The organism is Pseudomonas sp. B8(2017) (genome assembly GCF_002113575.1).
In the GTDB taxonomy this organism is placed as follows: Bacteria; Pseudomonadota; Gammaproteobacteria; order Pseudomonadales; family Pseudomonadaceae; genus Aquipseudomonas; species Aquipseudomonas putida_Z.
The window spans coordinates 1-7,334 of record NZ_NEIO01000041.1 but is presented as its reverse complement, the minus strand read 5'-3'; the positions used below and the strand labels follow the sequence as shown (position 1 = coordinate 7,334).

7 protein-coding genes are annotated in these 7,334 nt (G+C 55.0%); 3 read left to right on the top strand and 4 right to left on the bottom strand.

The genetic code is table 11. The annotated features are described in order from the left end of the window. A partial coding sequence (locus CAG22_RS26775) for an IS3 family transposase (RefSeq protein ID WP_139833478.1) occupies positions 1-115 on the top strand: 115 nt, incomplete at its 5' end. A 141-nt stretch (positions 116-256) separates the two neighbouring features. Here the strand turns inward: CAG22_RS26775 and CAG22_RS26770 are convergent. Further along, positions 257-1,165 (bottom strand): LysR family transcriptional regulator, encoded by a 909-nt coding sequence (locus CAG22_RS26770; protein WP_085663231.1) that lies wholly within the window; start codon positions 1,163-1,165, stop codon positions 257-259. A gap of 137 nt (positions 1,166-1,302) precedes the next feature. Between CAG22_RS26770 and CAG22_RS26765 the strand changes: the two genes are divergently transcribed. Beyond that, positions 1,303-2,127 carry a phytanoyl-CoA dioxygenase family protein gene (locus tag CAG22_RS26765; protein WP_085706521.1) on the top strand — a complete coding sequence of 275 codons (825 nt, stop codon included), beginning with the start codon at positions 1,303-1,305 and terminating at the stop codon, positions 2,125-2,127. 80 nt (positions 2,128-2,207) lie between these two features. Beyond that, a complete protein-coding gene (locus CAG22_RS26760) occupies positions 2,208-3,599 on the top strand; it encodes an amino acid permease (protein WP_085706520.1) in 1,392 nt (463 codons plus the stop codon). Positions 3,600-3,764: 165 nt separating this feature from the next. Here CAG22_RS26760 and CAG22_RS28880 read toward each other — a convergent pair whose 3' ends face one another. The 3 genes from CAG22_RS28880 to CAG22_RS26745 all read right to left on the bottom strand — a co-directional run. Further along, complete coding sequence (locus tag CAG22_RS28880) at positions 3,765-4,568, bottom strand: DUF6708 domain-containing protein (RefSeq protein WP_256582461.1); 804 nt, start codon at positions 4,566-4,568, stop codon at positions 3,765-3,767. 129 nt (positions 4,569-4,697) lie between these two features. Next, on the bottom strand, positions 4,698-5,516 hold the full coding sequence (locus CAG22_RS26750; protein ID WP_256582460.1) for a DUF6708 domain-containing protein: 819 nt from the start codon (positions 5,514-5,516) through the stop codon (positions 4,698-4,700). Continuing rightward, positions 5,513-7,334: T6SS effector BTH_I2691 family protein (locus tag CAG22_RS26745; protein ID WP_305880245.1), on the bottom strand; the 1,822-nt coding region annotated here is incomplete at its 5' end. The genes CAG22_RS26750 and CAG22_RS26745, both read right to left, overlap by 4 nt.

The window sequence follows — 7,334 nt, the reverse complement described above, 5'->3', positions numbered from 1 at the left end:
CGAACAGCTGAAGGCGGGCCTGGAGGAGTACATCCATTACTACAACCATGACCGCATCAGGCTGAAACTCAATGGCCTGAGCCCTGTCAGCTACAGGACTCAGGCCACTGGCTAAAACTGTCCAACTTTTCGGGGGCAGTCCATCCTGTGGGAGCGGGTTTACCCGCGAAGAATGCGACGCGGTGTATGGCACCGGCTGTGCCGGTGTTCGCGGGCATGCCCGCTCCTACAGTGGAGCTTTCTTGAGTGAACGAACTCAGGCCCCCCCACCAGCTATCTCCCGAGCAACCCAGCCCTTGAACGCCTCCGCCACCGGCGATGGGTGCATGGCGCCTGATTGGGCCAGCACCACTTTTTGCGGTGATACCTCTTCCAGTAATGGCCGGCATAGCAGCGGTGTACCGTCATAGCAGTGGTCCCCGGCGGGCCGGGTGCATGACAGGGCAACCCCGTAGCCATGCGCGACGAGGCCCCGTTGCATCTCGAAGGTCTGGGTGTATTGCTGAGTGCGCGGTTGCAGGTTATGCGCCCAAAACAGTGAAAGAAAATACTCACGCGTTTGTGCGATGTCCTCAAGAATCAAACACTCTTGCGCCAGCTCATGCAGTGGTATCTCGGCCAGGTGGGCCAGGCGGTGGTCAGTGGCGATCAGTGCGTAGGGCTTCAACTCAGCCAGTACCTGGCGCGGCAGCAAGGGATCAAGGCCAATGTCATAAGTCAGCGCGAGCTCGGCTTTACCGGCGCTCAAGTGGCGGTGTACGCCTGCCAGGTCAGTCTCGAAAAGCGTTACCTCGACATCGGGATACTGCTTGCGAAAACTCGATAGCAGCCGCGGCGCGTAATAGGGGCCCAGGTCTTGAAAGCAGATGAGCGACAGGTTGCCGCGAAGCGAGCCGCGCGTGGTATCCGCGTTCTGATTCATGGCAATGGCCATGCCGATGATATCGCGTGCCTGGGCCAGTAAACGCGTGCCCGCTGACGTCAGCTCCAGCCCGCGGCTCACCTGGCGCCGGAAAAGGCGCTCGTTCAGCGCCTCTTCAAGCTGGGCGATCGCTACCGAAACCGATGGCTGTGAAACGTGCCGGGCCCTCGCCGCAGCGCTGATGCTGCCGTGTTCGGCCACGGCGACGAAGTACTCGAGCTGCCTGAACGAGAACCCTATCATCTTTTCCTATACTCGGGATTAGGAAATATATTCTTTTCCTATTATGGCTGAAAAGCAATACTCGCGGTGCACCCTGCTTATTCCGCTTGAAAACTGGCAGTGGTGCTGTTGCCCAATAAAAAGACCAAAGGGTGCTTATGAAACAGTCCGCCGAATTTCAACTGAGTGACGAAACCATCGAGGCTTTCCAGCGTGATGGTGCCGTCTGCGTACGTAATTTGTTCACGCCGGAAGAAGTTGCACTGCTCGAAACCGGCATCGAACAGAACCTGAAAGCCCCAAGCGATCGCGCTAAAGTGGCGAGCCGCCCTGACGACCCGGGTTGGTTCTTCGAAGACTTCTGTAATTGGGGGGATATTTCGGCCTATCGCCAGTTCATCTTCGAAAGCAGGGTAGGTAGTGTTGCAGCGCAACTCATGAACAGTGAGACAGCACGGCTTTATCACGATCACCTGCTGGTCAAGGAGCCAAACACGCGCCAGCGAACGCCCTGGCATCAGGACCAGCCGTACTACAACATCGACGGGCGGCAGAACTGCAGCATGTGGATGCCAGTCGATCCGGTATCGAGAGAATCCACCCTTGAATTCGTAGGGGGCTCGCACCTTGGGCCATGGCTGATGCCGCGCAGCTTCCTCGACAGCCAGGCGCAATGGTTCCCGGAAGGCAGCCTTGCGGACTTGCCGGATATCGAGGCCGATCGCAGCGCCTGGAACATCCTCGGCTGGGAGCTCTCCCCAGGCGACGCCGTGTTCTTCCACATGCTCACCTTGCACGCCTCGGGCGGTGTCGGGGGCAATCGTCGGCGTCGTGCCTTCTCGGTACGTTTCCTGGGCGATGACATTACTCACGCACCGCGCCAGTGGAAAACCTCGCCACAGTTTCCCGGCCTCGAAACGCAACTCGCCAGCGGTGCCCAAATGAACCACGAACTGTTTCCGGTGCTGTGGCCAAGGGCTTGATGATTGGAATGCTGCGTGCCTGATAAAACCGCACGGCATTAGCGTTGTGCGGACCTGATAATAAAACCAAGAAGGTATCTATGAGCGCTCAATCTTCACACCAGTTGAAGCGGGGTCTCTCTACCCGGCATATTCGTTTCATGGCGTTAGGTTCTGCTATCGGTACTGGGCTGTTCTATGGCTCGGCATCGGCAATAAAGTTGGCAGGGCCTTCGGTTTTGCTGGCCTATCTGATAGGTGGCGCAGCCATTTACATGATGATGCGCGCCCTTGGCGAAATGGCGGTTCATAACCCGGTGTCAGGCTCGTTCGGGAACTATGCCAGCCAGTATCTGGGGCGCTACTTTGGCTTTCTGACAGGTTGGAGCTACGCGTTCTCGATGTTGGTGGTTTGCCTGGCAGACGTGACGGCCTTTGGCGTTTACATGGGGCTGTGGTTCCCTGAAACACCTGCCTGGATCTGGGTGCTTGGGATAGTGTTCTTTATCGGGGCGCTGAACCTGTGCAGCGTGAAAGTGTTCGGGGAAATGGAGTTCTGGCTGTCGTTGCTGAAGGTGACCGCGATCGTTGCCATGATTGTGGCAGGCGCGGCTGTGCTGCTGCTGGGTATCCAGTTGAATGACGATGCAGGCACGGTTGCCGGAGTCTCGAATCTTTGGAGCCACGGCGGGTTCTTCCCTAATGGCGTCAGTGGGATGATCGCTTCGTTCACTGTCGTGATGTTCGCCTTTGGCGGGGTCGAAATGATCGGCATCACCGCAGGCGAGGCAAGGGACCCGAAGCGCGTGCTGCCCAAGGCTATCAACTCGGTGCCTCTGCGCATCCTGCTGTTCTACATTCTTACCCTGTTCGTACTCATGGCCATTTACCCTTGGACCAGCATTGGCAGCCACGGTAGCCCGTTCGTGCAGATCTTCAGTGGTCTTGGCATCAGTTCAGCGGCTACCGTGTTGAACATCGTGGTGATTTCAGCTGCTGTTTCGGCGATCAATAGCGATATCTTCAGCGCTGGGCGGATGATGTACGGAATGGCTCAGGACGGCCAGGCACCAGCCGGTTTTGCATCGTTGTCGCGTTTCGGTGTGCCGTGGATGACGGTTGCGGTGATGGGCGTCGCGCTGCTTCTGGGCGTGGTATTGAACTACCTGGTGCCGGAAGACTTGTTCCTGGTTCTTGCGGCGGTGGTCACATTCTCCATTGTCTGGGTCTGGTTGATGATCCTGCTTTCTCAAGTGGCCATGCGGCGCGGCATGAGCAAGGAGGAGGCGGCTGCACTGGATTATCGTGTGCCGCTGTGGCCGGTAGGGCCAGCTTGCGCGATTGCTTTCATGGTCTTCATTTTTGGCGTGCTCGGTTGGTTCCCGGCCAGCCGCACAGCCATGTATGTCGGGGTTGGCTGGTTGGTGCTGCTATCCCTGGGTTACTGGTTGTGGGGTGTGCGTGCGCCACGTCATGTGTCGGCCAACGCTTGAGGCGTTGAACCAAACTGTGGGAGCGGGCTTGGCCGCGAAGAATCAGACGCGGTGGCTGGCACCGGCTACGCCGGTGTTCGCGGGCATGCCCGCTCCCACAGGTACTGCAGCTGCCTTGAAAGGTATGGTGATCCTTACCGTCTAGGCCCCGGCGCATCGACCCTCTCAGTCAGATGGGGCAGTACGGGACTCACGGTCAATATCCTCCGGCCAATGAACCTTGGGCGCCAGGCAATGCATATGGCTCAGGCCATCGTCATCGTTCCAGTCACGTGGTGGATGCACGAACTTCGGCAGGGCTTCGGGGCCTTGCTGCATGAACAGCCGGGCGATAGCCCAGTAGGCTTCGCCGTGGTACAGGTCGTGGGTGAAGAAGACGCGGTCGATGACTTCGTTGGTTTCCGGGTTGCGAACCGACAGCATGACGTTTTCGATCAGGCCACCGTGGCCAGGGGCGTAGACTCGGTAGACTTCGGCGGTTACGTCGTCCCAGTTGTAGGCGACCGGTTTGACGCCCCAGTGTTTACGACCGAACAGAAAGATGTAGTGGAATCTGAATTGATAGAGATAGATTTTGCGCCGTAGGCGATTGAAGCGAATGGGTTCGTCCCGTGGGAGCAATAGGTCCATTTTTACATATGTCGCAGTAGCCCACATGCCAATCAAGATCGCTAACGATGAGAGGATGTCAATGCCCCAATTATTCGACCAGTAGATACCAAAAAACCTCCAGTGCATGTAGATTAATGCACCCACAGAAAAAATCAGAATTGGTCCCCCTATCAGCACTGTGACACCACGCAAACTGACAGTAGATCGGGGAAGCTCCAGAAACACATCATCACAGTAGTTTGGTGGCGGATCTATATCTTCAAAGCTTAAACGCGGAACTTCATCCGAACTGACACCAGGCAGATCATGACTCCAACACAGAGCTCGCTCCGAAAGGATCCTGGGCTTGATCTTCATTCGTTGGCTTCCCTAATGCTAATTTCGACGAATCAAACTGTTGAATCGGGCTTGCCCTGAACAATCCAGCGCCGTGTCTGGTTTGCAGTCAGGGTGCTTACCGGGCCCTCAGCACCTCGCGCTAAGGTTTTAGACGACTTCATCTGTTGTCGGTGGGCTGCGAGACTCCAAGTCGATTTTCGCTGGCCATCGGACTTTGGGGGCGAGGTATTGCATAGGGTTCAGACCATTGCCAACCTTCTGACCCTGAAAAGGGCGTAGAGAGTCAGGAAGAGCGTCATAGCCACTTTGCATGTACAAACGTGCCAGTGCCCAATACTGCTTGCCTTGCTCTATGTCGTCACACAGGAACAGGCGGTCGATGACTTCCTCGGTGCCTGTTTTACGAACCGATATCATTACATTTTCAATGAGGCCGCCGTAGCCCATTGGGGCGTATACCCTGTAAACCTCGGCAGTTAGGTCGGCCCAGTCATAGGCCACAGGTTTTACCCCCCAACCCTTGCTGCCGAAGGGGTATAGACGATCAAATCTGTACTCGTAAAAATAGACTTTTTGACGTGCTCTATTGAAGCGTATGGGTTCATCGCGAGGAAGTCGTAGGTCCATACGAAACAATGGAAAAAAGGCCCAGGTTGAAAGAGTTACAATCATGATGCCTATGGTTGTAACTTCAATTCCCGATTGCCAGTCATGGAGAAGGGAAGTGAAGATGTCGGGTAAGATAAAAATCATTGTATAAATTAAAATAATCAAGCCTCCAAAAAAAGATATCCCCCGCGCGCTGACCGACGATCGGGAAAATTCGATGAATATATGCCCGGCCCGATTGATCTTTAAATTGGATGCCAAAGACACCTCGCGCTGCGTGGGTGCAGTATCATTTGGAGGAAGATCATATTTCCAGCCAACCCCTCGGCTAGGCAGCATATCTCTTTCTCCTTTCATGCATTCAGTTCTGTGGAAACTACCTGAGCATATACGTCAGGCATATTTCGATCAGGCCAAAATATCAAGGATAGCGTCACGGCAATAATAGTGGGATTGTCAATGTATGGAGTCAGATCGAATCCTCCAAAACATTGCCTGATACTCACGTTTCCAGCAGTTGTAGCGACTACGCGATCAGTTTCATTCTGCTCAATACTGCTGGTTTCGTAATCCGGATGTTTGAGTGGGTTGTATTGCTCATTCGAACGGCTTATCATTTCCTTCTTAGTGGTCGTGGGCAGATTTGATGCGCTACCTATAATGACTTGGCCTTTGGCGTAGTCGGGGAACAGGCCATCACCTTGGCGGTGAGCCTGCAGTTCCCACTGAAGCGCTGAGCTTTTCTCGTTGAAGTGAGGAAGGGTAATTAAATAACTTACACGTTGCTGGATAGTTAGGCCCAGTGTGCTACCCACCGTGGTGTTAGATAGAACGCCTGAAATGTCAGCTTCGAATTTAACGTTTGCAGTGATACCTAATACAGCAGCATTGAGCTCTGCTAAGGCTAGATCCGCATATTCAGGGACGTTCCAGTGGACAACCGGTACCTCGTTAGCCTTCCCAAAGTAACACCGTCTAACCCAACGGTCGAGCGGTGACGACTCGTTCTCCTCGGCCCACTTGCTTAATGCATATGCACCCAGGCCTGACACCAGTGCTATGCCTAACACCCCTAGCAATAAGGGTTTGAAAACTGCAGCAACCGAAGAAACTACACCAATGCCAAATAGAAGACCTGCGTATTTATAGAGTCTCGATGTGCGATCATCACCATTTTTTGCTGAACGGCCTACAGCGCTTATGGCTTGTAATGCGTCAAAAACGCCAGCTCCTGCATTGATGATCGCTCCGATTCTAGCTACCACACGTCCGATTTTTACCAAGTTTGTAATTTTATGTTCAGCAGCAAAAGACAGCGTTCGCATACGCTGGATTTCTGAAGCTCCAGAAATTACAACCAACCCAAGTGCTTCAATGCTTCCGCCCAAGATGCCTATGCGTACGCCATTCAAGGCCATCATGGCTTCCGTGGCTTTGGGCCCGACTTCCGCTTCAGCTTTCGCCTGGTTCCTATTCAAACTATCACTTTGCAAATAAAGTCCTCCCATCGCCAGCAACAACTCCCAGCTACCCACCACCCCCCGCAATCCGTTAAAGCTGGTCCGTACCAACTGCGTCGCCTGTTGAGAAGTGATCCGCAAACCTTGCAATACCTTGCGTGCATTTGTTTCCAACGTCCCCGCTGCCACCGAGATATCCACCAGGGCAAGCTGCGCCGCGCTGCTCGCCTGCGTTACGCCCATGTTGGCTTCCTGGAACAACCGCCCATGCACCTCTTCCGCCTTGCCTTCGACCCACACCGTTACGCTGATCATCGAATTGGTGAACCGCGGGTCGAGCACGGCCAGGCTCATCAGCCCGTGCTGGATGATCGGCCGCACCTTGCGCATGGCCTTCATCGAACCAAACTCGAAGTCATCGATATTGCGGCGCATCCGGTCCCGTGCCTCGGCGATCGACGCGTTGGCCTTGTGCTGCAACTCTCGGAGGTGGGCGCTCTGCAAGGCGTAGTACTCGCCCAGCTTCATCTTCACTTCCAGCTCGATCAGGTGCACGCCGTTGTAAAGAAACTGCGTGGCGCTGTTCAGATGCCGCACGGCCTTCTGAATGCCAGGTGACAGACATGGCGCCAGCCGCTGACTGGCCGCATTGAGTGCGCCCTGTGTTTCAGCAATGGCCTGCTTGAGGGTATTGCGCATGCGCAGGCCGGCGTCA

What these genes read in the sequence shown, in the direction of transcription:
- CAG22_RS26750 (WP_256582460.1), bottom strand. Translation starts at nt 5,516, where the DNA reads ATGAAAGGAGAAAGAGATATGCTGCCTAGCCGAGGGGTTGGCTGGAAA.
- CAG22_RS28880 (WP_256582461.1), bottom strand. Translation starts at nt 4,568, where the DNA reads ATGAAGATCAAGCCCAGGATCCTTTCGGAGCGAGCTCTGTGTTGGAGT.
- CAG22_RS26760 (WP_085706520.1), top strand. Translation starts at nt 2,208, where the DNA reads ATGAGCGCTCAATCTTCACACCAGTTGAAGCGGGGTCTCTCTACCCGG.
- CAG22_RS26765 (WP_085706521.1), top strand. Translation starts at nt 1,303, where the DNA reads ATGAAACAGTCCGCCGAATTTCAACTGAGTGACGAAACCATCGAGGCT.
- CAG22_RS26770 (WP_085663231.1), bottom strand. Translation starts at nt 1,165, where the DNA reads ATGATAGGGTTCTCGTTCAGGCAGCTCGAGTACTTCGTCGCCGTGGCC.